Origin of the sequence: Nostoc sp. NZL (assembly GCF_015714705.1) — a bacterium.
Lineage (GTDB): Bacteria > Cyanobacteriota > Cyanobacteriia > Cyanobacteriales > Nostocaceae > Nostoc > Nostoc foliaceum_A.
In genome coordinates this window covers 1-2,683 of record NZ_WBKL01000113.1, presented here as the reverse complement: position 1 = coordinate 2,683, position 2,683 = coordinate 1, and the positions used below count along the sequence as shown (strand labels likewise).

General features: G+C 44.8%; 1 protein-coding gene and 2 pseudogenes. 1 reads left to right on the top strand and 2 read right to left on the bottom strand.

Features of this window, described 5'->3' with window-relative positions; genetic code table 11:
• The coding region (locus F8R90_RS15370; RefSeq protein WP_196511455.1) for a reverse transcriptase N-terminal domain-containing protein at positions 1 to 748 on the bottom strand (748 nt) is incomplete at its 3' end.
• Between the two features lie 477 nt (positions 749 to 1,225).
• Positions 1,226 to 2,053, bottom strand: a pseudogene (locus tag F8R90_RS15365) (hypothetical protein).
• A gap of 200 nt (positions 2,054 to 2,253) precedes the next feature.
• On the opposite strand from F8R90_RS15365, the pseudogene F8R90_RS15360 reads away from it, so the two are divergent.
• Positions 2,254 to 2,568: pseudogene (locus tag F8R90_RS15360) on the top strand (transposase); the annotation flags it as partial.
• Positions 2,569 to 2,683: the final 115 nt, after the last annotated feature.

The following is a 2,683-nucleotide window of genomic DNA, read 5'->3' as shown; positions in this document are numbered from 1 at the left end:
CAGATTCCATACCGTGCAAAGCTATATTTGCTAACAACGGACTGACAACAGACCCTTGCGGTGTACCAGCATCTGTAGGATGCCATGAACCCGCTTCCATATATCCTGCTAGTAGCCACTGTTTAATTAATTCACGGGCTGGAAAGCCTGTTAATCGCTCTAACAGAAAATTATGTGAAATGTTGTCAAAACATCCTTGAATGTCTGCATCTACCACCCATTTCTTCCGTTTATTCGGACGGGCGAGGTTATAGATACTGGCAATAGCATCATGGGGGCTACGTCCTGGTCGAAGACCGTAACTTGACCTTTCAAAAGTTGCTTCCCATTCGGGTTCTAAGGCATTTTTAACCATTGCCTGGATGGCACGGTCTTGTATTACTAGAATTCCCAAGGGTCGTTTTTCGTCTGTTCCGGGTTTTGGAATCCATACCCTGCGAGTCGGTAATTTGGAGGGTTTAATCTCTAACTTCATCACCATCTCAAGACGTTCTTTGGGGCTGAGGGATTTGATTCCATCGACCCCTGCGGTTTTCTTCCCTTGATTGTCCTGCGTAACCTTTCGGACTGCCAAAATCTTGGCTGACCAGGACTTCACTAGGAGTCGTTGTAGTCTGTGGACTAACTTGACATCTCCACGCATTGAAGCTCGATAGATTCTCTTTTGGAGCTTGAAAACTTTCACCTCTAGCTTGCGCCAAGGGATTGCCTTCCATTCATACCTAACCGTTATTAGCGATTGGTTCATGACATTTTCACTCTACTCATCAATTCCATCTTTCAATTTGCAGTGGCTACGTTTGCATATCCCTAGCATTACCTAGGGCGTTTTGCTTCCTAGCCAATCCTTCCGTCTAGTTGCATCCGGTTGACACCTACTCAGGCAGATCGACCTTTGCCTGAGAGCAAACTAGCGGTTACTTCGTTCCTGATGTTCATTTGACGATGATTTTAGGATGCTGCTGTCTACCGGGTTTATTTGGGGTGAATGTTGGTCGGGGATGTAACGCCAACCCTTATCCTTTACCTTTTGGTCTAGCCTGTCAGCCTGATTTGGCTAGTTCGTAGTGACGATAGTTTAATGCAGCTTCACTCTCGTTATCCGTGACCATCTATGCTCGACGGGATTCCAGGTTAGGCTCCCAGTTACCGCCTTTTACTCCCGCTTTACGGATTGATGATCAGTCGCTACCGTAGGGAATATGCTGTCACCCCCTCCTTTCCCCTACGGTGTACACACAAGTTGACCCAGAGCGAGTTTCCAGCCAAAAAATGTGGATTCAAACTGCTCAAGCCCGCGACTCAAAGTAGTAATTCCCGGAGGTTTTTGAGACCTATAACCAGACCAACCACCAAGTCGAGCAATAATCCAAGTAGCCCAAGCAAGAGTTTGAGGAGGATAGGGATTTTGTTGAAGTCGGGTTTTTCCCTCTAACGTAGGTGCAACAGTAGACAAGCATTGCTGTTGCTCATCCGAGAAGGCAATAGTTGCAGGCAAGTCAGGATTATCCCGTCCCTGAATCAGTTGTAAAATTCGTACAGCAACCGACAAAGCTAACACCGTTAGTCGCTGGATGGCAGCAATGGACTCTAATTGGGTCGCTTCAAGATTTAAGCCGGCAGTTTTGAGGGTGGCAAACAGTTGTTCAATTCGCTGTTTCTCCTTGTGTACCATTTAATTACACAGAGTGCTTGTTCTAAACAAACGACTTGGTGAGTGGTTAAGTTGTACTGTGCTTATCCCCAAAGGGAATCCATTTTCTGCATCCAATATTAGAGTGGGATGAATATAAAATCCCACATCTGTGTTGTTTCCAACTACACCTAGATTCTCTGCTTTCAACCTGCCTACATGAGACTGCAAGTTAATTTCGCTACTATCACTGATGGCTAATATATGCTTTCCTTCTATCTGTAACACGCAGTGGTCTGACAGGCTTTGGACTAATTCCCCTACTGTCACATTCTCATTCTCCAAAAAGCGGTACTACCCTACTTGTTCTGCTCTATTTCTACTGATTTGACGAATACTCACTGATTGATGTTTTCCCAAAGCTTCGTACAATGCTGCCCCCTTTTTATCAACCTTGGGTCGCCAAATGCTTTTCCTTTCCAGCGTTGAGCATGAATTCTTATTGGATTTTCCACTCTCTCTTGCACCCTCAAATCCCTGACCCTAGTAGTTTACTTCGACTTGTGTGTACACCGTAGGGGAAAGGAGGAGGTGAAGACGTAGCCTATGGTGGCAAAGGAAAAGGTATCCTCATTCACACTCTGACTGAGGGCAATGGAATGCCCTTAGCTAATTCCACTACTCCAGCCAACGGAAACGAGAGAGAACAAGTCTTACCTCTAATTGATAAGGTAAAACTAAAAACTTTGAAGCGCGGGCGACCACGTAAGCGAATCAAGGTACTGGCTGCCGACAAAGGTTACGACTCAAAGCAAAAACGTGCTGACCTACGCTTTCCGAGTATTCGTCTTCAAATCCCAAAACGAGTCTGGAAAACTAAGAAAAACACTCGGTTGACCCATTACAGCACTTGCGTCTATTATGAGGTACACTAGATTAAAATATAAATACTTTTAAATGAAGTCATATTCTGTCGATCTACGAGAAAAAATAGTTGCAGCACATCTTGAGAAAAACATCTCAATCAGGAAAGTAGCTAACATATTTTCC